This is a genomic window from Acinetobacter sp. RW6, from assembly GCF_041956835.1.
In the GTDB taxonomy this organism is placed as follows: Bacteria; Pseudomonadota; Gammaproteobacteria; order Pseudomonadales; family Moraxellaceae; genus Acinetobacter; species Acinetobacter calcoaceticus.
Genome location: NZ_CP167121.1, coordinates 2644776 through 2670498 on the forward strand (window position 1 = coordinate 2644776; position 25723 = coordinate 2670498).

At 36.8% G+C, this 25723-nt stretch carries 22 protein-coding genes; 7 read left to right on the plus strand and 15 right to left on the minus strand.

Going from position 1 to position 25723, the window contains the following annotated elements; all coding sequences use genetic code 11:
* Nucleotides 1–12 precede the first annotated feature (12 nt).
* The 7 genes from nuoH to ndhC all read right to left on the minus strand — a co-directional run bounded on the left by nuoH (nt 13) and on the right by ndhC (nt 8688).
* Nucleotides 13–1029 (minus strand): NADH-quinone oxidoreductase subunit NuoH, encoded by a 1017-nt coding sequence (gene nuoH, locus ACB088_RS12550; protein ID WP_003653472.1) that lies wholly within the window; start codon nt 1027–1029, stop codon nt 13–15.
* Between the two features lie 3 nt (nt 1030–1032).
* Nucleotides 1033–3717: an NADH-quinone oxidoreductase subunit NuoG gene (gene nuoG / locus ACB088_RS12555; protein WP_375037123.1), complete on the minus strand. Its 2685-nt coding sequence runs from the start codon at nt 3715–3717 to the stop codon at nt 1033–1035.
* Between the two features lie 12 nt (nt 3718–3729).
* Nucleotides 3730–5061, minus strand: coding sequence for an NADH-quinone oxidoreductase subunit NuoF (nuoF, locus tag ACB088_RS12560; RefSeq protein WP_307012911.1), 1332 nt, complete (start codon nt 5059–5061; stop codon nt 3730–3732).
* A complete protein-coding gene (gene nuoE / locus ACB088_RS12565; protein ID WP_003653477.1) occupies nt 5058–5567 on the minus strand; it encodes an NADH-quinone oxidoreductase subunit NuoE in 510 nt (169 codons plus the stop codon). Before nuoE ends, nuoF begins: the two co-directional genes overlap by 4 nt.
* Before the next feature lie 13 nt (nt 5568–5580).
* The gene (gene nuoC / locus ACB088_RS12570; protein WP_016139137.1) at nt 5581–7368 is read right to left on the minus strand and encodes an NADH-quinone oxidoreductase subunit C/D; all 1788 of its coding nucleotides are present in this window, start codon (nt 7366–7368) and stop codon (nt 5581–5583) included.
* 84 nt (nt 7369–7452) lie between these two features.
* Nucleotides 7453–8130 carry an NADH-quinone oxidoreductase subunit B family protein gene (locus tag ACB088_RS12575; RefSeq protein WP_002050353.1) on the minus strand — a complete coding sequence of 226 codons (678 nt, stop codon included), beginning with the start codon at nt 8128–8130 and terminating at the stop codon, nt 7453–7455.
* 6 nt (nt 8131–8136) lie between these two features.
* Nucleotides 8137–8688: an NADH-quinone oxidoreductase subunit A gene (ndhC, locus tag ACB088_RS12580; protein WP_003653481.1), complete on the minus strand. Its 552-nt coding sequence runs from the start codon at nt 8686–8688 to the stop codon at nt 8137–8139.
* A 424-nt stretch (nt 8689–9112) separates the two neighbouring features.
* Here ndhC and ACB088_RS12585 point away from each other — a divergent pair, with 424 nt between their 5' ends.
* Both ACB088_RS12585 and ACB088_RS12590 read left to right on the plus strand, forming a co-directional pair.
* Nucleotides 9113–10531, plus strand: coding sequence for a GGDEF domain-containing protein (locus ACB088_RS12585; protein WP_375037124.1), 1419 nt, complete (start codon nt 9113–9115; stop codon nt 10529–10531).
* Between the two features lie 91 nt (nt 10532–10622).
* A complete protein-coding gene (locus ACB088_RS12590; protein WP_009393940.1) occupies nt 10623–10976 on the plus strand; it encodes a hypothetical protein in 354 nt (117 codons plus the stop codon).
* A 22-nt stretch (nt 10977–10998) separates the two neighbouring features.
* On the opposite strand, the gene bfmS is transcribed toward ACB088_RS12590, so the two are convergent.
* From bfmS to ACB088_RS12605, 3 genes are read right to left on the minus strand one after another with little or no spacing between them, the layout of a single operon-like run.
* A complete protein-coding gene (gene bfmS / locus ACB088_RS12595; RefSeq protein WP_017392321.1) occupies nt 10999–12648 on the minus strand; it encodes a sensor histidine kinase BfmS in 1650 nt (549 codons plus the stop codon).
* Between the two features lie 32 nt (nt 12649–12680).
* Entirely contained in the window at nt 12681–13397 is a 717-nt protein-coding gene (gene bfmR, locus ACB088_RS12600; protein WP_003653488.1) for a response regulator transcription factor BfmR, read from the minus strand.
* Nucleotides 13394–13576, minus strand: a complete 183-nt coding sequence (locus ACB088_RS12605) for a hypothetical protein (protein ID WP_016801725.1) — start codon at nt 13574–13576, stop codon at nt 13394–13396. The genes bfmR and ACB088_RS12605 overlap by 4 nt, the downstream gene beginning before the upstream one ends.
* 353 nt (nt 13577–13929) lie before the next feature.
* Between ACB088_RS12605 and ACB088_RS12610 the strand changes: the two genes are divergently transcribed.
* The 3 genes from ACB088_RS12610 to ACB088_RS12620 all read left to right on the plus strand — a co-directional run bounded on the left by ACB088_RS12610 (nt 13930) and on the right by ACB088_RS12620 (nt 18367).
* Nucleotides 13930–16761 (plus strand): ribonucleoside-diphosphate reductase subunit alpha, encoded by a 2832-nt coding sequence (locus ACB088_RS12610; RefSeq protein ID WP_375037125.1) that lies wholly within the window; start codon nt 13930–13932, stop codon nt 16759–16761.
* A 56-nt stretch (nt 16762–16817) separates the two neighbouring features.
* On the plus strand, nt 16818–16949 hold the full coding sequence (locus tag ACB088_RS12615; protein ID WP_003653490.1) for a hypothetical protein: 132 nt from the start codon (nt 16818–16820) through the stop codon (nt 16947–16949).
* Nucleotides 16950–17083: 134 nt separating this feature from the next.
* Nucleotides 17084–18367, plus strand: coding sequence for a ribonucleotide-diphosphate reductase subunit beta (locus ACB088_RS12620; protein ID WP_005042873.1), 1284 nt, complete (start codon nt 17084–17086; stop codon nt 18365–18367).
* Nucleotides 18368–18566: 199 nt separating this feature from the next.
* Here the strand turns inward: ACB088_RS12620 and ACB088_RS12625 are convergent, their stop codons facing one another.
* Together ACB088_RS12625 and ACB088_RS12630 are read right to left on the minus strand one after the other, a co-directional pair.
* Nucleotides 18567–18860, minus strand: coding sequence for a hypothetical protein (locus ACB088_RS12625; RefSeq protein ID WP_375038805.1), 294 nt, complete (start codon nt 18858–18860; stop codon nt 18567–18569).
* 271 nt (nt 18861–19131) lie between these two features.
* Nucleotides 19132–19716, minus strand: coding sequence for a recombinase family protein (locus ACB088_RS12630; RefSeq protein WP_133747999.1), 585 nt, complete (start codon nt 19714–19716; stop codon nt 19132–19134).
* A gap of 865 nt (nt 19717–20581) precedes the next feature.
* Between ACB088_RS12630 and ACB088_RS12635 the strand changes: the two genes are divergently transcribed.
* Together ACB088_RS12635 and ACB088_RS12640 are read left to right on the plus strand one after the other, a co-directional pair.
* Nucleotides 20582–21169: a recombinase family protein gene (locus tag ACB088_RS12635; RefSeq protein WP_092709357.1), complete on the plus strand. Its 588-nt coding sequence runs from the start codon at nt 20582–20584 to the stop codon at nt 21167–21169.
* A gap of 606 nt (nt 21170–21775) precedes the next feature.
* Complete coding sequence (locus tag ACB088_RS12640; RefSeq protein WP_375037126.1) at nt 21776–22165, plus strand: hypothetical protein; 390 nt, start codon at nt 21776–21778, stop codon at nt 22163–22165.
* A gap of 80 nt (nt 22166–22245) precedes the next feature.
* Here ACB088_RS12640 and ACB088_RS12645 read toward each other — a convergent pair whose 3' ends face one another.
* The 3 genes from ACB088_RS12645 to ACB088_RS12655 all read right to left on the minus strand — a co-directional run bounded on the left by ACB088_RS12645 (nt 22246) and on the right by ACB088_RS12655 (nt 25714).
* Entirely contained in the window at nt 22246–22653 is a 408-nt protein-coding gene (locus ACB088_RS12645; RefSeq protein ID WP_375037127.1) for a hypothetical protein, read from the minus strand.
* A 606-nt stretch (nt 22654–23259) separates the two neighbouring features.
* The gene (locus ACB088_RS12650) at nt 23260–24246 is read right to left on the minus strand and encodes a hypothetical protein (RefSeq protein WP_375037128.1); all 987 of its coding nucleotides are present in this window, start codon (nt 24244–24246) and stop codon (nt 23260–23262) included.
* Nucleotides 24200–25714 carry a glycosyltransferase gene (locus tag ACB088_RS12655; RefSeq protein ID WP_375037129.1) on the minus strand — a complete coding sequence of 505 codons (1515 nt, stop codon included), beginning with the start codon at nt 25712–25714 and terminating at the stop codon, nt 24200–24202. Before ACB088_RS12655 ends, ACB088_RS12650 begins: the two co-directional genes overlap by 47 nt.
* Nucleotides 25715–25723: the final 9 nt, after the last annotated feature.

The following is a 25723-nucleotide window of genomic DNA, read 5'->3' on the forward strand; positions in this document are numbered from 1 at the left end:
CTCCCTGCTGTCCTAGGCCTGATTCATCAGAATCACAGCACCAGTCACTAACAAGTTGACCAACGCCAATGGCAAACAAATTTTCCAACCAAAGTTCATGACTTGGTCATAACGTGGGCGCATTAAAGAACCACGAGCCAAAACAAACATCATTACAAAGAATGCTGTTTTAATCACAAACCAGAATACTGGCGGAACAAATGGAATTTCTAAATTGAATGGCGCTAACCAGCCACCGAAGAATAAAGTTACGATCAATGCAGAAATAAGTACCACGTTGACATATTCAGCAACGAAGAACATACCCCATTTCATACCACCATATTCAACATGGTAACCTTCAGCCAATTCTTGTTCTGCTTCGGGTTGGTCAAATGGATGACGGTGAGTTACCGCAACACCAGCAACCACAAAAATCAAGAAACCTAAGAATTGTGGAATGACGAACCAAACATCGCGTTGTGCTTCAACAATTTCACGAAGGTTAAATGAGCCTGCAATTGCAACCACACCCATCAATGAGATACCCAAGAACACTTCATAAGAAATGGTTTGAGCAGCTGAACGTAAACCACCAAGCAATGAGTATTTGTTATTTGAAGCCCAGCCACCAAACAATACTGCATAGACTGCAATACCAGCCATTGCCATAAAGAACAACAAACCGATACTCATGTCGGCAACACCCAGTGAAGGACTCACCGGGATAACCATGAATGAAAGAACCGCTGTTGCCATTGCAACAGCTGGTGCTAAACGGAATGTAAGCTTGTCAGCAAATTTTGGTGTCCAGTCTTCTTTGAACATGATCTTGAGCATGTCGGCAACGATCTGGAACATACCACCAGGACCAACACGGTTTGGACCATAACGGTCTTGCCACAAAGCAAGCAAACGACGTTCAATAAAAGACATCAACGCTGCAACTAAAACAACCACAAGCAAAATCACAACTGCTTGAACTACAGCATAGGCAATTGGCCAGTTCTCAGCCCAAAGTGGCGTTTGACGTATAATTTCTTGATTCATGAATTACACTCCTAAAGCCACTGAAACAGGCTCAGCTAGTGACACCATTGGTGCTAAACCAACTGGGTAACCAATATAACCTGTAGGTAAATATTCAATTACTTGTACAGGCAAGCTCACACTGGTTTCGCCTGCTTTTACTGTAATACGTTGACCTTCTTGAAGGTTCAAACGAGTTGCATCTTGTTCGCCCACTGCAAACATAGCTTCTGGAATACGAGTTTCCATTGCAGGTGTTTTGGTTGTGAATTCACCAGAACCAAAAATATGATGCATTGGCACTAAGCGGAAACTTTCAGGGTTTGCAACTACCGCTACAGGAGCTACATAGCTACGTGCAGGACGTTTTGCCAAGCGATCGAATAAACGAATACCTGAATCACCACCTTTTAAGTGACCACCCACTTCATCTTGGTATTTGTTCCAAGATTGTGGAGAATTCCAGCCCGGAGCCCATGCAAATGGTACTAATGATGATGCTTTTTGAGGACCAACATAACCTTCCATTGAGAATGTTAATGCTGAATCTAGATCCGTAGGCTGTTTAGGTTCATGAACCGATAACGGCGCACGCATTGCTGTACGACCTGAATAACGACGTGGTTCACGTGCAATTTTCAAACCATGTACACGGTAACCTGCATCAGGCGCCACATCTTGAATAGCTTCAAGTACTGGTACATTTTTTACGATGCTTTCAATCACATCATCAAGCAATGTCCAGTCTACGGCTTTACCTTTAATGCCAGTTTCAATGGCATGTAACCAACGCCATGATTCTTTAATTGCGTACTCAGGTTTGTAGTAACTTGGATCGTAAACTTGATAGAAACGCTGTGCACGACCTTCTTGGCTTACAACAGTACCGTCACCTTCGGCAAAACTTGCTGCTGAAAGTACAATATCAGCCTGTTTCACAGTTTCAGTTTCACTATGATCAAGCACAATTACTGTTTCAGCTTTATCAAGTGCAGCCTGCACTTGTACAGCAGGTAAGCGACGGAACAAGTCATTTTCAACAATAACAAGTGTGTCGTAGTCTTGAGCAAATGCTTGTTCAAGGCTTAAGCCACCAAACAATGCCAAGCCCATCGAGTTCACTTCAGGAACCACAAGACTTAAACCAGCTTTAGAACCTAAGTTCTGAGTCAACTCAGCCGCAGCTTCCATAATAGAAGCATCTTGCAAACTTGTACCCGCAATGATTAATGGCTTGTTTGCTGCTTTTAACGTATCAGCAATGGTTTGAGCAAATGCTTTTGCATCGTTATCTAAACCATTCACTGTTTCGCCTTTCACTGCCGCAGCTACTGCAAAACCTAAACGAGCAATGTCATTTGGAGAAGCAACAACTTCACCAGTTGCAACATCGGCAAGACGAGTTTGAGTTGCAGCCAAGATATAGATCGGAGATTTTGCTTCTTGACCAATACGTTGTACAGGCTCAGCTAACCAGTCTGGCGTACGTGTTTTTGCAGCCATTTCACGAGCTTTGTTTTTCGCAGCTTGACGCACTGACAAGGCCATACGTGGTGCAGTTTGAGTCAGGTCTTCACCTAAAATCAGAACAGCATCATAGCTTTCAATCTCACGCATGTTCGGGTTGTAAATACCCTCTGTTTGCATGATAGATGCAGCAAGTTCAACAAGGTTTTGCTCTTTTTGTGCAACACCAGTTGAGTAATTTGCCTGACCTACAAGCTCACGTAATGCATAGTTCGATTCCAAGCTTGCGCGCGGAGAACCGATACCCAAAACTTTTTTGCCTTGAAGCTTCGCAATCGTTTGATCTAAAGCTTGATCGACAGAAACAGTTGCAACAGTTTCACCGTTACGGAACTGAGGCTGACGTGGACGGTCTGCACGGTTTACATAACCTGTGCCAAAACGACCTTTGTCACAAAGGAAGTATTGGTTAACCGAACCATTGAAACGGTTTTCTACGCGACGGATTTCACCATAACGTTCACCCGGAGAAATGTTACAGCCAGAAGAACAGCCTTGACACACGCTTGGTGCATACTGCATGTCCCATTTACGGTTATAACGCTCTGAATGTGTTTTATCAGTGAATACACCTGTTGGACATACTTCAGTCAAGTTACCTGAGAATTCAGACTCTAAAGTACCTGATTCAGGACGACCGAAATACACACGAGATGCATTGGCATATACACCAAAGTCTGTACCGCCCGCATAGTCGTTGTAGTAACGAACACAACGGTAACAAGCAATACAGCGGTTCATTTCATGTGCAATGAATGAGCCGAGTTCTTGGTTGTAATGCGTACGCTTTGTAAAACGGTAGCGACGACGGTCATGACCAGTCATCACAGTCATATCTTGTAAATGACAGTGACCACCCTCTTCACAGACTGGACAGTCGTGCGGGTGATTCGTCATCAAAAATTCAACAATAGATGCACGGAAATCTGTTGCTTCTTTGTCTTCAATCGAGATATAGGTATTGTCAGATGCTGGTGTCATGCACGACATGACCAAACGACCACGCGTATCTTCTGGATTCGCATATTGCGTAACAGCACATTGACGGCAAGAACCAACCGAACCTAAGGATGGATGCCAACAAAAATATGGGATGTCGATGCCCAGACTCAAACATGCTTGTAGCAAGTTTTCCGAGCCGTTGACTTCATACGATTTTCCATCGACATGAATTGTAGCCATAAGTCGAATTCCTTAAGCTTGTTCTACGTTGCTGGTTTGCACGACAGGACGAGTCGTCACTTTCGCTTCAAACTCACCACGGAAATGTTTGAGTGCGCCCATAAGCGGCTCCATCGCACCTGGTGCGTGGGCACAGAAAGTTTTACCAATCCATAATTTACGAGTTAATTCTTGTAAATGATCGATATCTTCTTTCTTACCTTCGCCTACTTCAAGTGCTTTAAGCGCTTTAACAGCCCATGGCAAACCATCACGACATGGTGTACAGAAACCACATGATTCGCGCGCAAAGAACTCTTCTAAGTTACGAGTGAGCGATACCATACATTGAGTTTCGTCAACCACCATTAATAAACATGTTCCCAAACGAGAACCTGCTTTCATAATCGTGTCTGCATCCATTGGTAAATCAATGGTGTCAGCCGGTAAAAAGTCAGTTGAAGCACCGCCCGGTAACCATGCTTTAAGCTTTAAGCCCTCACGCATACCACCCGCATGATCTTCAATCACTTCACGTGCAGTTGTACCAAATGGCAACTCCCAAAGACCTGGGAATTTTACTTTACCTGATGCACCATAAATTTTAGTGCCAGGGTCTTTTGATTTACCTGCTGATAAACCGATATACCACTCTGGACCACGAAGCATAATTGCTGGCAAGTTGTTATAAGTTTCAACGTTGTTCACAATTGTTGGACGGCCCCATGCCCCTGCAACTTGCGGGAATGGCGGCTTGGTACGTGGGTTTGCACGACGGCCTTCGAGCGAGTTAATCAATGCAGTTTCTTCACCACAGATATAACGCCCTGCACCCGTATGTACATGCAGATCAAAATTCCAGCCAGAACCTAAAATGTTTTCGCCTAAATAACCTTTAGCACGAATTTGTTCTAATGCTTCATTTAAGTATTGAGCTGCCTCAATATATTCACCACGGATAAAGATATAACCTTGAGTTGCCTCTAAGGTATAACCCGCGATCAACATACCTTCGATCAATTGATGTGGAAGTTTTTCCATCAACAAACGGTCTTTAAAAGTACCCGGCTCCATTTCGTCGGCATTACAGATCAAATAACGTGGACCACCATCATTTGGTGCCATTAATGACCATTTAATACCCGCTGGGAAACCCGCACCACCACGACCTTTTACAGTTGCAGCTTTAATGACATCTAACACTTCAGCAGGTTTCATGCTTAATGCTTTTTTAAAGCCAGCATAACCTTCAAGTGCTTCGTAATCATCAGCACCACGAACTTCTTCACGTTTACTTAAACGCCAAGTGAGCGGATGAGTTTCTGGATTACCGTCGCCATAAATTGGTTTTGGTTCAGTATTCATACATACTTCTCCAATAACTGTTTAATTGATGTCACTTCGACTAAACCGTGAGTATCTTCATCAATCATTAAAGTTGGGCCTTTGTCGCAGTTGCCTAAACAGCAAATTGGAAGCAGTGTAAAACGACCATCTGGTGTCGTTTGACCATACTGAATTCCTAATTCGCGCTGGAATGCTTCAGCAAGTGTTTCTGCACCCATTAAGAAGCAAGCAATTGAGTCACAAAGCAAAATCACGTGACGACCTACCGGGTGGCGATAGATACGGTTGTAAAATGTTGCAACACCTTCCAAATCAGCAACACTCATCGACAATAACTGTGCGATGGCATTCATTTGAGCGTCATCTACCCAACCATTACGGCGTTGTACACACTTCAATGCATCCAAAGAGGCTGCACGAGGGTATGGATAGTGACCAATGTGATGTTCGATGTCGTGAATTTCTTCCGCAGTCAAAATCCCTTCAACATTCACACGTGGCTTTTTATCAGTCAAAATCATCATTATGTGTTACCTCTTAGCGATCCACGTCAGCCATAACCACGTCAATGGTCGCCAGATAAATGATTAAGTCAGATACCAAACTGCCGTTAATCACTGCAGGCATTTGCTGTAAGTGAGTAAACGTCGGTGTACGAATACGAGTACGATAACTCATCGTCGATTTATCTGAAGTCAAGTAATACGTACTTGCACCTTTAACCACTTCAGTCATAAATGATGACTCGCCCGCTGGCATGACAGGACCCCATGAAACGCTCAAGAAGTGCGTAATTAAGGTTTCAATATCTTGTAATGTCTTATCTTTCGGTGGTGGAACAGCCAATGGATGATCCGCTTTATATGGACCAGAAGGCATGTTATCCAAACACTGTTGAATAATTTTTAACGACTCAGTAATTTCACGGAAGTGAACGAGTACACGTGCATATGCATCGCCTTCATACTCAACTGGCACATCAAAATCGAAGTTTTCATAGCCACTGTATGGACGATATTTACGAACGTCAAAATCGATACCTGTCGCACGTAAACCAGTACCAGTTACACCCCATGCGAGTGCAGACTTGGCATCGTATTGTGCAACGTTACGCGTACGACCAATAAACACAGAGTTTTTCAATGCTGCTGTGTAATACTCGTTTAAGCGTTTAGGCATCCACTCTAGCAATTCTTTAACAAGTTTTTGCCAGTTATTTGGAAGATCGTGCGCTGTACCACCAATACGGAACCATGCTGGATGCATACGGTAACCCGTGATTGCTTCCACAATGTCGTAAACTTTTTGACGGTCTGCGAACATATAGAATACTGGTGTCATACCACCGGCATCCTGAATTGCCGTACCACAGAACAACAAGTGGTTATTAATACGGAACAATTCGTTCAACATGACACGAATGACTTGAGCACGTTCAGGAACTTTGATTCCTGCCATTTGCTCTACAGCCATCACATACGGCATGTTCTGAGCACAACCACCTAAGTAGTCGACACGGTCTGTATAAGGAATGAAAGAATGCCATGTTTGACGTTCAGCCATCTTTTCCACACCACGATGGTGATAACCGATATCAGGAACACAGTCCTTCACTTCTTCGCCATCTAACTGCAATACAACACGGAACGCACCATGTGCAGATGGATGGTTAGGACCCAAGTTCAAGAACATGAAGTCTTCGTCAGCGTTACCACGCTTAAGACCCCAATCTTCTGGCACAAAGCGTAAGTGCTCTTGTTCAAAGTCTTGTTTCGCTTTGTCTTGCATGTACGGCGTATATTCTGTCGCACGTGCTGAATATTCTTTACGTAACGGATGACCTTCCCAATACGTTGGCAACAAGATACGACGGAGCATTGGATGCCCTTCGAAATTGATACCGAACATATCGTAAGCTTCACGTTCATACCAGTTGGCATTTGGCCAGATATTGGTCGCTGTCGGAAGGTTAAGATCATTTTCGTTCAAGGCAACCTTGATACGAATGTCACTATTACGCTCAAGCGATAATAAATGATAGAACACAGTGAAGTCAGATGCTGGTAAACCATCACGATGAACACGTAAACGTTCATCCATCGCCGATAAGTCAAACAACATTACATACGGACGTTCCACTTTACGTAGGAACATAAGGACTTCTTGCACGCGTGCGCGCTCAACCCAGACTGTTGGAAACTCTTCAAAAGTCGCCTGCACGTAAAAGTTCTCACCAAATTTGGTTTTGAGTTCTTCTACGATTGCAAATGCTGGGCGTGAATCAACTGGTGTTGACTCTGGCATAGCAATGTCAGTTTCAGCCATTGGCTTGGCTTCCTATTTAATACAAATTCTGTCAATTTTCTCGATGAACATATCGGTTAGATATGTCAAAGCACCGTCAAAAAATTATTTAATCTCATCCATAGAGCGTAAGTTTTTAACGGCAATACGCTGCGCATTCTTACGGTCACGTTCTGGCATCATCTTTGGCTTATACACTGGCTGAAGATCATCACCGATCACGGCAGAAAGCGGGCGTCGCTCTAATTGAATCTGGTCTTGTAAAAGCATTAAAGCTTGAATTAATGCTTCAGGACGAGGTGGACAACCTGGGACGTACACGTCAACAGGAATAATTTTGTCTACACCCTGTACTACTGAATAGATGTCGTACATACCTCCAGAGTTTGCACAAGCACCCATCGAGATGACCCATTTAGGCTCTAACATCTGTTCATATAGACGCTGAATAACTGGTGCCATTTTTACAAAACAGGTCCCTGCAACAATCATCAAGTCAGCCTGACGAGGTGAAGCACGGATAACCTCTGCGCCGAAACGTGACAAGTCATGCACACCTGTTAAGGTTGTTGCATATTCTACGTAACAACATGAGGTACCAAAGTTAAATGGCCATAAGGAGTTTTTACGCCCCCAGTTTACTGCTGTATGCAAGACATCCTCTAAACGAGTCATGAATACGTTTTTATTCACTTCCTCTTCGAGTGGATCTGTCACGATTTGACGTTCTTGCAATGGGTATTGATCAGCATCCGGATTCGCGCGGGTCAGAGTATATTTCATCCCGACTTACTCCTTTTCAGATGACAATGCAGGTGTAGTTTTTGACTTAACACGACCTGATGATTGAGCTGGAATCTGGCCTGTAGGGTCAGTTACGAGCTCTTCAATAGAGTTAAAGCGTGTAATTTCAGCAATGTTCATTGTTGGTGAACCGATTTTAATCGCCTCACCTGCTGATTTACGGCGATCTGCTGGTGACCAACTTAAAGCACCTACAGAGAAGGCATAAACAAGCGCAATCAATAAATCAACGACAAAGATCACGACAGTGGTATATCCCAACCACCCTACTTCACGCACAGAAGTAGACCATGCATAGAGGTAAAGTGCCTCTAAGTCGAAGACAACAAAGAAAATTGCAACTAAATAGAACTTTGCAGACAGGCGAATGCGAGCGCCACCAGCACTCACGACACCCGATTCAAACTGCTCTTGCTTAGCACGCCCCCACGATTTCCCCCCGAGGAGTAAGGGAACTGTGAGCATAAAGACGCAAAGAAATGTAACGCCGATCACGAAGGCGATAATCGCCCAGTCGTATGGAGTAATGGCACTCATGCGGGGATAACTCCTGGCAGGCCTATTATTTAACAAAGAATGTATGTATTGGCCTTCAAATACACCAAACACAAAATTAATCCCGCCAATTGTACCTGATTTCTAATTTCGCATGCTAGTTGAAGCGTCTTAGTCTTTCGGATGATTTTCTAAACAAAACTATTCTTCTATGGGTTGTAAGGGGGGTTTCACCACGCATAATCGGTTTATTTAATAGTTTTTTTGTTTATGATGATTTTTTTCATTTTTTAATTTTAGAATAATTACACAGTTCATCGACCATTAAGTTTTTATAACTTACTTTTTTATAATATTAGGTTGTTTTTTATTGTATTCAACTTCTCCTCTGAATTATGATGATTGTTTAGTCATGCATAATATTTTATTACTCTTGGATAAGAGTGTTTATCATTAAGGGCAGCTGATGCCAGACTCACTTCGTGAATTTTCATTTCCTTCTTCTTTAAAATTTTTTCTCCTGTTTGGCTTCATTATTACAGTATGTTGTTTTATTGGCATCGCTTCTCGACCTCTGAGTTTTCTGGCGTTCTTTTGGCCGGCCAATTCTGTTTTGCTCGGTTTACTCATTCGCTTTCCAAACACACGTCGGCCAAGCACGTTTGTAGGTGCCTACATAGGTTATGTTATTGCTGACCTATTTCAGGGCACTCCTTTTGCTCTCACACTCGTTTTAACAACATCAAATTTTATTTATGTTGTTACCACCCTCGCACTTTATATTTTTTTTAATCAACATATTAAAGCAGCCTACCGAGGCTATTCCTACCTCTTTTTATTTGGTCTATGTGGGATAGGTAGCATAGCAGGCGCATTGTTTGCAGCAACTTTTGTACCTATGTTTAATACTAAATTTATGCTTGGTAATTTGTGGGATGAATTCGGTTACTGGTTCACTTCAGAACTGCAAAACGCTTTACTTCTTTTGCCGATCATATTAAACCTACCTCAATATAGTCAGGTAAAGCATTATTTTTCGAGAAATCGTGGTTTAGAAGCAATTGACCTTTTACCTTTCTTGGCTGTCATTATTTCTATTGGCGCTAGCTATTATGACTCTGGTCCTGGTTCATTACTTTACCCGATTGCCGCACTCATCTGGTGCGCTATTCGCTACAAACCCATTATTGTTGCACTCATTACGACCTTTACCAGTGCCTATATTATCTATCATGTCTCTGGACATTATCTTTTACTCTATCCGAACGAATATTTAAGCAATACCATTTCCATTCGTATTGGATTAATCATGATGACGATTGCACCTCTTACCGTCTCTAGCATTAGTGTTTTACATTCAGAGTTAATTCAAAAGCTTCAACATGCCATTGCGCATGACGAGCTAACCTCTAGCCTCACCCGACGCCAGTTTTTGCAGTCGGTCAGACTACTTCAAGAAAAGGTATACAAGGAAAATAAAACCTCAGCATTTTTCATGCTTGATGTAGACCATTTCAAACACGTTAATGACAACTACGGCCATCAAATAGGCGACCGCGCCCTACAGACTTGTGTCACCACTATTCAAAATATTTTGCATCCTCATGACTTATTGGGCCGCTTTGGCGGTGAAGAATTTGCAATTTTTATTGCAGATACCACCAAGGAGAGCGCCTTTGATCTTGCAGAGCAAATACGCATTAAAATTAGTCAGCAACCGATTTATATTTATGGGAAATTACCAATTTTCATTCAAGTGAGTATTGGCATAAGTTTATATTCCCCATCTTCTCATCGAGCGATTGAAAATTTATTTAAAGAAGCAGATGACGCTTTATATCAAGCAAAACGCCAAGGGCGTAATCGGGTCTTTATATCTTTATAGGTTTTCATTTAATCATCTAGTGTAATGAATTTTATACAATATCCTATATTTTGCCATGTATGCTAATAACAGATAATAAGGAGAAAAATGCATGACTCTAGAATATACGCATAAACCAAACTACTACTTGTTTGCGCAGTTACTTGTGCGACATATAGAAAGCTATATTCACAAACATCCAGATGCTAACAATGCAATTTTTGACTTGCGAGATGTCTATGAAATATTTAGGCAGGATTTTGCGTCAACCACAACAAACCTAGAAGGTATTTTGCATATTGCGGATGAATATAAAATAGAAACGCTTAATGGAGATCAACCTCTTATTCAAAAATACCAGATCGATGCAAAAAATAATTCATTACTGATCGACTTTAATTCTGATGCGTTGACCAGCTTAAGAAGCGGAAAACCTATTTTGGAACCGGATGCAACTCGATTATAAGCAATGCAATAAAAAAGCACCTTTATGAAGGTGCTTTTTTATTGGCTTTCAAAGGAGGTTGTTTAAAGCGTTTTGCAGGCCATGTCATGATAAAGCGAGCTCCACCTAAGGTAGGACTTTCATCTACTTTAATTTCACCACCGAACCAGTAAGCAATACGGCTGACAATTGACAACCCTAAACCATAGCCACCCGACGCACGAGTACGGCTGTCATCTAAACGAGCAAAGGCTTCAAATACTCTTTGACGATCTTGTTCCGGAATTCCTGCCCCATCATCTTCAACACAAACAAAGGCCATTCCATCGCTATGAACACCACCTGTAATTCGAACTTTGTTATCACAATAACGGACAGCGTTACCTACCAAGTTTTGAACAACCCGATGCAAATAACGACGCTCTGCATCTACTTTCAAATAAACAGGGGGAGCAACAAGTTCAATTTCTTTCTGCGTTTTTAAAGCTTCGGTTTCTACCGCAACCTGATCTAATACATCAAATAGAGCAATTTCAGCAAAATCTAATGAAGGTGTACCCTGCTCTAGTTTTGCATAAGTCATGATTTCATCAATTAAGGTATTGAGCGCTTCAATATCTTTATCAATCATGTCGACCTGATGCATACGATGGTTGTAATCGTCTTCTTCTGCCAACATTTCTGTACCAAAGCGTATACGGGCAACCGGCGTTCTAAGCTCATGAGATACCGCTCTCATCAACTCGCGCTGAGCCTCGATTAAACGCTGAATATGATCAGACATGTTGTTATAACTTGATGCCAAGTTTGCCATTTCATCACTTCCTTCAATAGGAACACGCAATGACAAATCACCAGACTTCATACGGTTTAACGCATAACGTACTTGGCGAATTTTACGTTCTAACGGCAAGATGAGACCGTAAACACCTAAACTCAGTAAGAATAGGCTAAATAAGGTAATTCCCGCTGAAAGCTGTAAAGGCATCCAGTTAAACATCGGAACTGGCCCAAGAACTAGAACTTGTGCAGGATGATTCGGTATTGGAGATACGATCGAAATGGTCGTGCCGCGCATTGTTGCACTATCTTTGTACAACATGACACTTTGGTCTTGGCGTAACCGACCAATTTGCTCGGAATCCAGATTAACATCTTGAATATTGTAGATATTAATCGGATATGAGAAATGTTTTTGAATCTTAGCAAGATATTCTTGTTCTTGCCCCGGATAAAACATTAGATAATCAAGTACAAAAATAGGGAGAGCCTTCATTTGGCGCTCACTAATTTTGTCTACTTTTATCGATAAATAGTGCTGAGGATCATCACGCAAACCAATAATAATATACGCAATACTATTACTGGCATCGTAACGGACAACAGACTTTTGAGCTTCGATCCGTTTTTTCTCGGTACGAGATAACTCAACCTTACTCGCATCAGTGTAATAAATTGGAAGTTCCAATAAATCTGATGCATCTGAAACCCAGTCTATTTTCTGTTGCTTCCCAGGTTGTCGAGCGACTCCCTCACTAATGACATAAGAAATACCATCAGTTAAAGATTCTCGGTATTCTTGTGCCCGTTGATAATTGATGATTTGTACAAGCAAATAACCAAAAACGGCAACCAAAACAACAAGAATTACCAGTCCCGCATATATTCGCAGGAATATGCTGTGTTTAAACACTCGACCAACCTTATAGGAAGTTTATGCAGATCTTATAACCCATTGGTTTCTTTAACGAACAAGTAACCTTTACTACGTACTGTTTTAATACGCTTTGGATTTTCAGGATCATCGCCAATTTTTGGACGAATACGTGAGATACGGACATCGATTGAACGGTCCTGACCATCGTATTCAATACCGCGTAAACGTTCGAAGATATCTTCACGCGATAAGATACGGCCAGCATTTGATGCAAGCAACCATAATAGGTCATATTCTGCGCTAGTGAAATCAACAAGCTCACCATGCAACGTTACTGAACGGCCGCCATTATCAATCACAAGGTCATCAAACTCGATACGTTGTGCAACCTCGTCTTCTACAGTTTTATCTGTACGACGTAATAACGCACGGATACGGGCTAAAAGTACGCGTGGCTGAACTGGTTTAGCGACATAGTCATCCGCTCCCATTTCAAGGCCAAGTACCTGATCCATATCTTCTGTACGTGCAGTCAACATAAGAATCGGTTGATGATAATGTGGACGAACTTCACGGCAAACGGTTAAGCCATCGGCACCCGGCAACATGACATCCAACACCACTAGGTCTGGTTGTTCACTAATAATACGACGAATTGCACGGTTACCATCAGTTTCTACACCAACTTCCAAGCCGTTGCGGATTAAATACTCTTGAGTTAATCGTGCTAAACGCTCGTCGTCTTCAACGATCAGAATCTTTGGTAACTTTTCTTCTTGGCTCATATCATTGCCCCTATAAATCTCATTACATGCATCTTAAAAATCTTGCAGATACATTCGTTTATCATTTGCAATATACACACGTTTACATTGTAAACAAGTAGGCGTTCACCAAACTGATACATGACAACCATGTTTTGTTGCATTTTATTAACCTTTGAATTTTCTCGTGTTTTTAACATTTAGTTATTGTTATTAAATTTCATATTCTATTCATATTTCCAATGTATGAATATTAAACAAATTATTTCTTTAACTACTTTAATTGTATTTAAGTGCTTGTTTTTTGAGTTATCCACAAAGTTATCTATAAGTGTTTTTTAATAGCTTTGCTATGCTATCTCCCATCAAATCATACAGATAAAAAATTACTAAAAAGTCAAGATTGATCTGCTATGAAAAATCCCGTATCTTGTGTTCAAAATAAACTTTAACTACTAAGTCTTGTGTTTATCCCTCAAACATCGTGGCATACTTTTTGCTCGGTTCAAACGGTCTATAAACATAACAAAAGTGACAATGGAGCTATGCTGGCATGAGCGTAATTACTTCGACTCCCGGTCAAATTCAGGTGATCAAACGCACTGGAGATGTTGCTGCATTTGATGCAGAGAAAATTTCTGTTGCGATTGGTAAAGCTTTTCTTGCTGTGGAAGGTCAACAGAGTTCGGATTCAAGCCGTATTCACGACCGTATTACCCAACTAACGGAAATGGTATTAAATACTTTCACTCGCCGTTTACCATCGGGCGGTACGATCCATATTGAAGAAATTCAAGATCAGGTTGAACTTGCTTTAATGCGTACCGGAGAACAGAAAGTTGCCCGCGCTTACGTAATTTACCGCGAACAACGTACGACTGCTCGTCAGCAAACGAACTCAAACCACCATCCTACGTTACAAGTGACCGATGCAAATGGTCAGCTTCAGCCACTTGATTTAAGTGCATTACAAGCAACTGTAGCTAAAGCAGCCGAAGGTTTGGAAGGTATTGACGTTCAGGCTATTGTCGATGAAACCGTTAAAAACTTATATAACGGCGTAAAAGAGACTGATATTGCCACTACGATGATGATGGCAACACGTACTCGTATTGAACAAGAACCAAACTATACTTACGTGACTGCACGTTTGCTTTCTAGTGAATTAGTGAGCACAGGTTTAGCATTCTTAGGCTTACCTACAGATACTCCTGAAAACACTGCACTCGAAGCCTTTTTGAAAAAAGGTGTAGAGCTTGATTTGCTTTCACCAGACTTGCTTGATTTCGATTTAGAGAAACTTGCAGCAGCAATTCAACCAGAACGCTCTAATCAGTTTACCTATTTAGGTTTACAGACTTTATTTGACCGTTACTTCATTCACTCAAACGGCGTTCGCTTCGAATTACCGCAATTATTCTTTATGCGTGTGTCGATGGGTCTTACGTTAAATGAGCAAAATAAAGAAGAACGTGCAATCGAGTTCTATAACTTATTGTCTAGCTTCGACTACATGGCGTCTACGCCTACCTTGTTTAACTCAGGTACATTACGTCCACAGCTTTCTAGTTGTTACTTAACAACGATTGGCGATGACCTTTATGACATTTATGGCGCAATGCGCGACAACGCAATGCTTTCTAAATGGGCTGGCGGTTTAGGTAATGACTGGACACCTGTACGCGCATTGAACTCTTACATTAAGGGTACAAACGGTAAGTCTCAGGGTGTTGTTCCATTCTTGAAAGTTGCGAACGATACAGCTGTTGCGGTAAACCAAGGTGGTAAGCGTAAAGGTGCAGTATGTGCATACTTAGAAACTTGGCACTTAGACATCGAAGAGTTTTTAGAACTTCGTAAAAACACTGGTGATGACCGTCGCCGTACACATGACATGAACACTGCGAACTGGGTTCCAGACTTGTTTATGCAACGTGTATTTGAAGATGGTGAATGGACATTATTTACGCCTTCTGAAACTCCAGACTTGCACGACTTAACTGGTGCTGAATTTGCTGAGCGTTATGCTTACTATGAGTCTGTAGCGAAAGAAACAAACATGCTACACAAGAAAATACGTGCTAAAGACTTATGGCGCAAAATGCTTTCTATGTTGTTCGAAACTGGTCACCCGTGGATTACATTCAAAGATGTATGTAACTTACGTTCGCCACAACAACATGTTGGTGTAGTTCACTCATCTAACTTATGTACTGAAATTACCTTGAATACAAATCAAGACGAAATTGCAGTATGTAACTTGGGCTCGATCAACCTTGTACAACACGTTCAAGGTGGTGTGTTAGACCGTGAGAAGCTAGCTCGCACAATTAAAACAGCAGTACGCATGCTCGATAACGTTATCGACATTAACTACTACGCTGTACCACAAGCGAAAAACTCGAACATGAAACACCGCCCTGTGGGTATGGGTATCATGGGCTTCCAAGATGCTCTATATGAAATGAACATCGCTTACGGTTCAGATGCTGCTATTGATTTTGCTGATGAATCAATGGAAGTGATTAGCTACTACGCAATTGAAACTTCAAGTAACTTGGCTGTTGAACGTGGTGCTTACTCAACATTCAAAGGTTCATTGTGGGATCAAGGTATCCTTCCAATCGACTCTTTAGAAATTGTTGCGAAATCTCGTCCAGAGCGTATGTTCGAAGTTGACCGTACTCAACGTTTAGACTGGGACACTTTACGTACCAAAGTTCAAAAAGACGGTATGCGTAACTCAAATGTGATGGCGATTGCTCCTACCGCAACCATCTCTAACATTTGTGGTGTTTCTCAATCAATTGAGCCAACATTCCAGAACTTATATGTGAAATCTAACTTGTCTGGTGAATTCACTGTCATTAACCCATACCTCGTTCGCGCATTAAAAGAACGTGGTCTTTGGGACACAGTGATGGTTAATGACTTGAAACACTTCGAAGGTTCAGTACAAAAAATTGCTCGTATTCCTGAAGAATTAAAAGCAATCTTTGCTACTGCGTTTGAAGTAGATACACGCTGGATCGTTGATGCTGCATCACGCCGTCAAAAATGGATCGATCAAGCTCAGTCGCTTAACCTTTACATTGCTGGTGCAAACGGTAAGAAACTTGACATCACTTATAAGATGGCATGGTTACGTGGTCTTAAGACGACTTATTACCTCCGAGCTTTAGGTGCAACTTCTGCTGAAAAATCTACAATCAACACAGGTGCTTTAAACGCAGTTAAACCTGCGACTGTTGAAGCGGCTCCGGTTGCTGCCCCTGTTGTAGAAGCGAAAAAGCCTGAAGCAGTTGAAGAAGATGGTTTTACCCAAGCAGCTCCAGTTCCAATGGCTTGTTCAATCGACAATCCTGATTGTGAAGCTTGCCAATAACATTCAATAAAATTGCTCTTTTTCACTAAAGAGCAATTTTACAAGAGGTAAAGATTATGCTTTCTCATCTCAGTCATAACTATATGCTTGGTGTTGGAGTTTTAATCTTTGCCTTTCTTTTCTTTTATATGCCACTGGTTTACGCATTTTTCACAATACGTAAGCAACAGCGTAAGCAAAATAAGTAGTAGAGACCAAAGGCCCAAAATTTGGTCATACCTCAATAAAACTTAATTTTGTTTACACATTAAAAGCGTATAGTAGGGACATCTTCGTTTAAGAGATGTCAAATATAGATATACACAACGAAGAGAGAACAAAAATGTCTATCCTTAGTTGGGACGATTTTGAAGATGATTCGCAAAAACCGGCTGCACCTGAACTCAAGTCTGCGCCCGTCAAATCGGAAAAAACGACTAATTCGCAGAATGTATCTTCTGCGGAGTCATCATCGCAGAGCTTGGCAACTTCACAATCCGCTGGAACCCATTCCGTGCGACCAACAGTTGCCTCCGATACGGTGGCTAGAGCCTCTGCAGCCTTAGAACATTTAGATGTTGCTCCTGGCCTTGAAGAGCTAGAAATGGGCGCGCAACGTGTTCAAGTTGATGACAAAGCCATGATTAACTGTCGTGCGGACTTGAACCAGCTTGTTCCATTTAAATATGAATGGGCTTGGCAGAAGTATCTTGACGGGTGTGCAAACCACTGGATGCCGCAAGAAGTAAACATGAACCTAGACATCGCGCTTTGGAAGTCTGAAAATGGCTTAACTGAAGATGAGCGTACGATTGTTATGCGTTCTTTAGGTTTCTTCTCGACTGCTGACTCTTTGGTTGCAAACAACTTGGTATTGGCAATTTACCGCCACATTACCAACCCTGAATGCCGTCAGTACATTTTGCGTCAAGCATTTGAAGAAGCAATTCACACTCATGCTTACCAATACTGTATCGAATCTTTAGGTATGGACGAAGGCGAAGTCTTCAACATGTACCGTGAAGTTCCATCTGTTGCGCGTAAAGCAGCGTGGGGATTGAAATATACTCAATCTTTAACAGATCCTAATTTCCACACAGGCACACCTGAAAATGACCAACGTTTACTTCGTAACTTGATCGCGTTCTACTGTGTTCTTGAAGGGATCTTCTTCTACTGTGGCTTTACTCAAATTTTGAGTATGGGTCGTCGTAACAAGATGAACGGTGTTGCTGAGCAATTCCAATACATCTTACGTGATGAATCTATGCACTTGAACTTTGGTATCGACATGATTAACCAAATCAAGATTGAGAACCCTCACCTTTGGAGTGCTGAGTTCCAACAAGAAGTGGTTCAAATGATTGTTGAAGGCACAATGCTTGAAATCGAATATGCGCGTGACACGATGCCACGTGGTGTATTGGGTATGAATGCAAGCATGATGGAAGAATATTTGAAATTCATCTGTAACCGCCGTTTATCTCAGTTAGGTTTACCAGAGCAATTTGCTGGTGTAACCAACCCATTTGCATGGATGTCTGAGATGATGGACTTACGTAAAGAGAAGAACTTCTTTGAAACGCGCGTAACTGACTACCAAACTGGTGGTGCGTTAAGCTGGTAAGTTTAAGCATCTGCCAAACAATAAAAACCGCTATTGATAGCGGTTTTTTTTATTTAAAGTATAATTCACTAGCTCAAACAGATCCGACATACAATACAGCTAAAATAAACTTTAAAAATCAATAATATAAATTACAACAATAAAAACCCAGAGTAGTTTTAACTAAACAAAAAATAAGCGTTTTTTTAATATTCAAAAACTAACAACCACAAATCCAAAACATATTATAGACAATAAGAGCTGGAGCATTTACAGGATAAATATCACTATCGAGAGATTTATATAGCCTATCCTTATACTTAATAGTTAGTAACTTTTCTTTTCGATCAACGACCAAACCAACTCTATAAATAAAGTAGAAGGAATCATTATTATTTATTCGTCTAAATACAAATTGTACTGCATCTTCTTTTTGAATTTTTGAATGATCAACCGCTATAAAACCATTACATACAGGACACTTCCATTTATCTAAATCAATACTCATATCTATACTTCAAGTTAACGCATCGTATAAATTAATCGCATAGTCAAGTAATATAACTTTCAATGAATTAAAGTTGGGCTACAAAATACACATAACAATATCAATAGAAAAATAAAAACATCAATATGAATTTAATTTTAAAATAAAAATATTATTTAATAACTATTAAATTAAAAATTAAAACACAATTTAATACATAAAAAATCACTAAAATAATCAAAAAATATTTTAATCAATTATTAATCACAATATAAAAACCCCATATTAACCTTTATAGTTATTTACTGGATTTTTCAAGTATTCTTTGTATTACAGTCCTTGATACAGCAAGATCTTTAGCTAAAGAATATACGCTAAATCCTTTTTTAAATTTATTAATAACTTCCTGTTTTTGTTCGTTTGTTAGTTTTTCGGGTCTACCTACTTTTTTAGATAATCTATGATTCTTTTGTGTAGATTGATCGAGCAAGAAAAGTTTTTCAAAACTAATGCAAATTTCTATAAAATGAATAAAATCATTTCTAATACTTTCTTTCAACTCACAATTAAAATATTCCAAAATAATCAATTTGATTTGTTTTTTTTCAATCAATATAATTGTAGATAATATTTCTTTAAAACTATTCCCTAAACAGTCAATTCCTTTAACAATTAAAAAATCATCCTCTTCTAAAGAATAATTAATCAAATTAAAAAATATAGTCCGTAAAGTTATAGACTTATCAACTGAAGCCAATTCCAGTACTACTCTACTATATGGAACTTTATGATTAAAAGTATTTAACAATGAAATAAAAGATTCTTTTTCTTTGTCTAATTCATCAATATTAGAATTAACCCGCATATAAGCATAAATACGCATGCTCCCCCCCTATCCCTTAGAGTCATGTGAAGTGTATTTCCAAAGTATGTTCAAATCGAAGAGTTTCTTTTAGATACTTTTAGAGCTTCACTTATTGTTTGTTATATAATTAATGTCTTAAATTTATAATTTTATACTAGTATAAATTTTCTTATATTACCACCATCCAAAACAATTAAAATATAATATAAAAAAATATTATATAAACACAAAAAACATTTGCCCGTTAAATCAATCATCAATTTCGGTCTTAAATATCAGTATTATAATCATCAACAAGAACTTAAATATCACTAGACATTAAATCAAATATCCACTTTAAATAAAACATTCAAAATATCATAAACACAGTGACAAAATATTTATAATAATAAACTCATTAATTTCTATAATATATTACCTAAAATTGTTTTAAAACTATGTTTTAAATTTACAATAAATTTAAACACACAATCAAAAATAAAATAAAATAAACATACAAATCATTAAAAATCAAATACCTACATCAAACATCTATAATCTTACAACTAACAACTTATTACTTTGTTATATTTTGTGCATTCAAATTAGTTCAAATAAAAAATAAAACTAGATTTTAATATCAAATTTATATTAAATTCAGGAGTAGCTTAAGTAATTAGTTAATTTAATATACAATATACTAAACCCAAAAAGCCAATAAAATTATTAGGTAACATGATTATGGAAGTTAATAAAAATTTGAAAAAAGTAATTATTTAACTATGTACTTAATTATTATGTTTTAAACACTGTATAGTACACTTTTGTGATTTAGTTCATGTTTTTTTTAAAAAAATAAGATGCTAATATTTGTTTTGTTTTTGTTTAATTTTGGTGTTTTAATATGCGTACATATGCCTATGTTAGAATAGAGCCTAATTTGCAATTTGAATTTTCTAGGTATATCTCTTTTTTTAGTGAGTATGGCTATAAAATCCAAAAGAATAGATTAGTAGTAGAAGAAGTATCTGTTGATAAATCTATTGCTTATAGAGATAAATTTCTTAATTTAATAAGTTACTCTTTAGAAGAAGGTGATATTTTAGTGATAAAAAGCATGGATTGCTTAGGAAATAGCTTTGAAGAAATTTTAGGAATAGTTGATAAAATTGATCAAAAAAAAATCCGGCTGATATGCCTAGATTACTCTAAAAATGAAATTAATGGTGACTTAAAAATTTTCTTTCTTCATTTTTTAAAGTTATCAGCTGAATTTGAGAAATTATTTAAGGCTGACAATAAAAAATTCAAGGATCACAAACCAACAAGAAAAGTTGGTCGTCCAGAAATATTAAATAATGAACAAAAAAATAGAGTAATTGAATTGTTTAAGAAAGGCTACAGCGTATATTCACTCGCTAAAGAATTTGCAGTTACAAGAACAGTAATTCAGAGAATTTTAAACAATGCATCGAAAAGTAATGCATTGTAATTATTAAATATTTTGGATTAAATGATCTATGACATACATATGGAATAATATAAAAAGGAAGAGTTATGAATCATATAGTATTAGTCCTCTAAATGAGCTTAATTAAATTTCAAGCAAAAAAATTAGATAAGCTATTGAAATATAATTTTATTTATTTATTTTTATGCTTGAAATTTAGATACTATTATCAAGAATGGATATAATTAATTCTATTTTAAGTTAGTTTTTCTTATAATTCTTTAAAATTAGTTTTATGTCTTTCATCATGATTACTCTACCTATAAAAACATAATTAGTTAACTCTCAAATAATTCAATAAAAATAATATTTATTATCAATAATTTAAAACACAACACTTTATGTAAAAATATAATTTATATAGATTTACTATTGATTATATTATATTTACATCGTAGAGTTGTTTTCCATGAAATAAAACGACTTAACTTTTAAGAAAAAGTTAATAGTGTAAATTTATTTCAAATATTTTCTTAATAAACTAACCATTTGAAATTTATAAATTTCAGCTTTTAACAAAAGCAACTTTATGCTTTTAAAGCATCTATTATGAAAATTTATTTATTTTAAAATATGATAATATTTAATATGAATGATATTTTTTGGAAGTCCTCAATAGGCTCAGCAACAGGTGATATTTATATTCCGAAAGGAATTGGACCCTTCCCAACTATTATTATTTTTGATACAGGGTTAATAAAAAGTACCAGAACTTATGCCACCTTCTATGCAGAGAAAATGAAAGAAATAGGTTTTTTTACTTTTCTAGTGACATTAAACTTAAACAAAATAAACAAGTATGAAAAAAATGAAATTGGCTTAGCTATAGAATATATTTCAAAACGAAAAGAAGTAAATGGTAATAAGATCTACTTAATAAAAATTGAAAAAAACAAAATAATAGATTCCAATATAAAATTATACAAAAATTATTTTCAGGCTATCGCTTCAATTAATTATTTTAATTTAAACAGCTAAATCTTTAAATAAAAATTATTTGAATGAATTATAATGAGACCAAGCGAGTAAGGCTTAGTCTCACTTTATCTGTTTAATTATCAAAAACCATGACTAACAGATGATTTAGAAACATAAATTGATTTTTTGGGGTTTGCATCTTCTACCCAGCATGACTTAGAAACATTAATCTCTTCACCACTTACTAAAATAATTTTTGTCTGTTTCAGATCACTAATAACATTACTGGCAGCATAATAATGATGTTTATCACAAATTACTGTCTTCTTATGATTACTTGCATATTGAGAGGCTTTATCTTCTGTAACCTCTCCTGTACCAAAGCTAGGGTGGTTTGATTTTTCTGATATTAAATACAATTTATGACTAGCAATAGTATTAATAGAAGCTGGTGAATAAACCGATTGATGACCATATGGCTGATTTACACAACCCGTCAAGATTAGTGTTAATGAAAATACGATTTGAAATAGAAGTAAATTCTTCATTAATTTTAATCCTCATGTTAAATATATAATCATCCATTTATATAAAATCCATCTTAAATTAAAATTTATAGAATTAGGATTATTAATAATAGATATATTATTACAGTAGGTTTAAGTTAAATTCAACTATGCGTTCTTAAATTACAATAAAAGAAACCAATATAATTTTAAATTCTTTATTAATTAAGAAGAGTCCACATCCTGTAAGGCTGTGGACTTAGTGAATATCACTTAAACCTGAAATATGAAGAAAGTTGTATAACAACATCCTCAAGATTATATTCACATGAGAATTATGCTTTATCAATTACAAATTAATTAAGTTCAAAATAAATTTCTACAGGATAAAAATTATCCTTATTTTACATACAATAAGCTCACTCATAACTTAAAAAATGTTTTAAAATTATGTTTTAAATACACTATTTTTTAAGTCACTTTTTTATCAAAAAGTACTATTTTTTTAAAATTTTGAATAACTATACTTCTATAAAAAATAAAAATTACAAGAATAAAACCTATTTCACAATATTATATCTAAAATTAATTAAATATAGGTGATTTATTATTTAAAGGTTTAATAAAATAAATTATAGGCACCAATAATTACAAAGTTAAAAAATCCTTCTCATCAGAATTTAGTTTTATCCCTGATTCTATGATTGTTTTTTTAAGACATTTAATGATTATTGCAGAGTTATAAAAATTATTATATCTATTTAATGGAAGTAATACATTTCGGTCACTTGCTACTAATGATAAATTTGATAAAAAATTTCTCATAAATATGTAGCCAGAGAAAGACTTATCTTTAAAAACTAAGCTACCATCAACATACGTACGCTTTATTATGCTATCTGGTAAATTCAATTGACTGTTATTCTTTTTAGACAAAAAAGCTAATCTATACCACAACTTATTGTAAGGTACTTGGTAAATATCATTTTGTAAACTGCTACTACTTGTTGGTAAAAGAACTCTCCCCTTTGTATCAATGTCATCTTTTCTTAATAATCTTTCTGACCAGTTTGCCATACCTTCAAGATACCAACTTGGTTTTAATGCACTATACCCATATTGATAAAGATGAAATATCTCATGGGCAACAACTGTCCAATAATTACCGGGAAAGTTTTTTAATCTACTATTTAATTTAATCAACAAAGCCTTGTTTCTTTTAGGCCCATCAAAACTGTATACATAGGGTTTATCATAGGCAATACCATTATAATTTAGACTAACTACATGAATATCAATATAATTTACTTCAGAATTATACCTAGGGCTATTGAGAGGATTAACAAAACCTAGATAGTCAAGTGCATCTATAGTTGCATTAGCTTGAATTGCAATGTTTTCTACATAATCTGGAATACTATTTTTATTAGCATCTGTCTGCTCTATCTCATTCAGAGTATAGACCACCCTAATTTTTCCAGATTTATAATATTTTTTCTCTTCTTTTATAGTCATATTTTCTTTGACTCCAGCTAGACATGCTAAGCTAAATGATGAGATCAAAAATAAGAAAATAATCTTTAAAGCATTATTTAAAAATAAGATTTTTCCATAGTTTAAAATTATTTTCATCATTGAATCTCCATACAGATTTAGCACAGTTTTTATGGAATAAACTTATTTTTTCTCTATTACTTAATAATTCTACCGTAGTATTAATAAATTTTTCCGTATCGTTATCCTCAATCAAATAACCATTATAGTCATTAATAATCATTTCACTCGGACCATAATCAATATCAAAAGAAATTACTGGGCAATTATTCTTCAAAGAATCTAATATAGCCATACAAAATCCTTCGGATCCGCTAGTAAACAACATGAGATCTGCATTTTTAAGTATTGAACTTACATCAGAAACGAATTCACGCAGCCGAACAATACCCTCTAGATTATTATTTTTTATAATTTTGTTTAAATTTTCTTTCTCAGGCCCGAAGCCATAAATATCTAAATTTGCTTTAGGAATTTTCTTATGAATTTCACTAAATAATTCAATAAGTAGATCTAAACGTTTTACTTTATCAAACCTTGCCAAACATACACATTGATATTTCTGTGGTGAAGTTAAACTATTTTCAAATGTTGTATTTTTATAAAAATGAGGGATAACTGTATAGTTAGAATAAGAACCAAATCTCTCGCTAAAATCTATTTTTTGTTTCTCCGTTAGAAAAATGAGATGATCTATTTTCTCTAAGTTTTCGATATAACTATTGTAGTGAGCATTAGGTTTTGAATCTTTTTCTCTAGCTTTTGAGTAATGTGCAGCATGAATAACCCCAATCACAGTAGAATTTTCTTTTTTATTCAATAGTATATTTTTTGCAAAAACTATAGCTCTATCAATAATATAAACCTTATGCTCATTCACATTTATTTTAGATAATGTATATTCAAACAATTCAATTTCTGAACTAAACTTTCGTGAAATTATACCCTCCTCTCCATACAGATATAGACTAACTATCTTTCCTTCCTTATTATAATTTCTTGATAGAACAAGATGATTGTTAATATCATAGAAGTCTTCTGTGATAACTAATCTATTACTATCTAAGACTTGTGATGAGCTCAAAACTCCCTTTTCATTAAATTTCAATCTTTTAACTATTTGGCCAGATTCAAAAATATTTATATGGCTTAAAAGTCCTTGCTTATTTTTAACATAATATTTACAGAGTTTATTTTTATCATCAAAGACCTTAATATTTCCTAAACTATCACTTTCAATATTTTTTTCTTCGATGCTAAATTTATAACTCTCTTCAGGTTCAAAATTAATTGAAAATTCATTTTTTTGATAAAAAGAGTATAAATTTAAAAAATTAATATTTTCATTTACTTCTAAATCTAACAAACCACTTAAATATAAATCCTTATAAAGTAGATTAACCATAGGGTTATAAGAAAGAGTACATATATTTACTTTAACTCCATTTCTACTAAATAAATCTGCTCTTTTAATTAGTGCAATTAATAGACCATTCTTTTCCTGCTTAATTGCAGGATAAAGCATATATATACCCTTTTCCTTTAACATTATAATTCT

Coding starts and splice junctions, on each gene's coding strand:
- nuoG (WP_375037123.1), bottom strand. CDS start 3,717: ATGGCTACAATTCATGTCGATGGAAAATCGTATGAAGTCAACGGCTCG.
- nuoF (WP_307012911.1), bottom strand. CDS start 5,061: ATGAATACTGAACCAAAACCAATTTATGGCGACGGTAATCCAGAAACT.
- ACB088_RS12605 (WP_016801725.1), bottom strand. CDS start 13,576: ATGTTAAAAACACGAGAAAATTCAAAGGTTAATAAAATGCAACAAAAC.
- ACB088_RS12645 (WP_375037127.1), bottom strand. CDS start 22,653: ATGAAGAATTTACTTCTATTTCAAATCGTATTTTCATTAACACTAATC.
- ACB088_RS12615 (WP_003653490.1), top strand. CDS start 16,818: ATGCTTTCTCATCTCAGTCATAACTATATGCTTGGTGTTGGAGTTTTA.
- ACB088_RS12610 (WP_375037125.1), top strand. CDS start 13,930: ATGAGCGTAATTACTTCGACTCCCGGTCAAATTCAGGTGATCAAACGC.
- ACB088_RS12585 (WP_375037124.1), top strand. CDS start 9,113: ATGCCAGACTCACTTCGTGAATTTTCATTTCCTTCTTCTTTAAAATTT.
- nuoE (WP_003653477.1), bottom strand. CDS start 5,567: ATGATGATTTTGACTGATAAAAAGCCACGTGTGAATGTTGAAGGGATT.
- ACB088_RS12635 (WP_092709357.1), top strand. CDS start 20,582: ATGCGTACATATGCCTATGTTAGAATAGAGCCTAATTTGCAATTTGAA.
- ndhC (WP_003653481.1), bottom strand. CDS start 8,688: ATGAGTGCCATTACTCCATACGACTGGGCGATTATCGCCTTCGTGATC.
- nuoH (WP_003653472.1), bottom strand. CDS start 1,029: ATGAATCAAGAAATTATACGTCAAACGCCACTTTGGGCTGAGAACTGG.
- ACB088_RS12620 (WP_005042873.1), top strand. CDS start 17,084: ATGTCTATCCTTAGTTGGGACGATTTTGAAGATGATTCGCAAAAACCG.
- ACB088_RS12655 (WP_375037129.1), bottom strand. CDS start 25,714: ATGTTAAAGGAAAAGGGTATATATATGCTTTATCCTGCAATTAAGCAG.
- ACB088_RS12650 (WP_375037128.1), bottom strand. CDS start 24,246: ATGATGAAAATAATTTTAAACTATGGAAAAATCTTATTTTTAAATAAT.
- bfmR (WP_003653488.1), bottom strand. CDS start 13,397: ATGAGCCAAGAAGAAAAGTTACCAAAGATTCTGATCGTTGAAGACGAC.
- nuoC (WP_016139137.1), bottom strand. CDS start 7,368: ATGGCTGAAACTGACATTGCTATGCCAGAGTCAACACCAGTTGATTCA.
- ACB088_RS12590 (WP_009393940.1), top strand. CDS start 10,623: ATGACTCTAGAATATACGCATAAACCAAACTACTACTTGTTTGCGCAG.
- ACB088_RS12575 (WP_002050353.1), bottom strand. CDS start 8,130: ATGAAATATACTCTGACCCGCGCGAATCCGGATGCTGATCAATACCCA.
- ACB088_RS12630 (WP_133747999.1), bottom strand. CDS start 19,716: ATGCGTATTTATGCTTATATGCGGGTTAATTCTAATATTGATGAATTA.
- ACB088_RS12640 (WP_375037126.1), top strand. CDS start 21,776: ATGAATGATATTTTTTGGAAGTCCTCAATAGGCTCAGCAACAGGTGAT.